This is a genomic window from Rhodopseudomonas sp. BR0C11 (genome assembly GCF_010820945.1).
Classification (GTDB): Bacteria; Pseudomonadota; Alphaproteobacteria; order Rhizobiales; family Xanthobacteraceae; genus Rhodopseudomonas; species Rhodopseudomonas palustris_H.
Window position 1 is genome coordinate 1 of the sequence record NZ_QTKI01000833.1, and the last position, 523, is coordinate 523.

Annotated in this window: 1 protein-coding gene and 1 pseudogene; both read left to right on the forward strand. The window is 65.4% G+C overall.

Annotation, left to right across the window (positions count from 1 at the left end):
- Positions 1 to 270, forward strand: a pseudogene (phnK, locus tag DYI24_RS27670) (phosphonate C-P lyase system protein PhnK); the annotation flags it as partial.
- Positions 270 to 523: ATP-binding cassette domain-containing protein (locus tag DYI24_RS27675; protein ID WP_164574575.1), on the forward strand; the 254-nt coding region annotated here is incomplete at its 3' end. The pseudogene phnK and the gene DYI24_RS27675, both read left to right, overlap by 1 nt.

A 523-nucleotide genomic window follows, 5' to 3' on the forward strand; every position in this document is an offset into this window, starting at 1 on the left:
CCGCGCCTCGTCTTCATGGACGAGCCGACCGGGGGGCTGGACGTCTCGGTGCAGGCGCGGCTGCTTGATTTGGTCCGCAGCCTGGTGGCCGAACTTGGGCTCGCCGCGATCGTCGTCACCCACGATCTCGCGGTCGCGCGGCTGCTGTCGCACCGCATCCTGGTGATGAAATCCGGCCGCGTCATCGAGACCGGGCTGACCGACCAGGTGCTCGACGATCCGCGCGAACCCTATACACAACTGCTCGTCTCCTCGATCCTTCCGGCCTGATGACCATGACCCAAGCTCCCGCTCTCGTCGTCGACAACGCCCAGAAGAGTTTCGTCATGCATCTGCAGGGCGGCGTCACGCTGCCGGTGGTGCGCGGCGTCAGCTTCCAGGTTCAGCCCGGCGAATGCGTCGTGCTGTCCGGCCCCTCGGGCGCGGGCAAATCGTCGATCCTGAAAATGATCTTCGGCAATTATCGCTGCGACTCCGGCGCGATCCGTATCGCCCATGAGGGCGATACGCTCGACATCGCCAC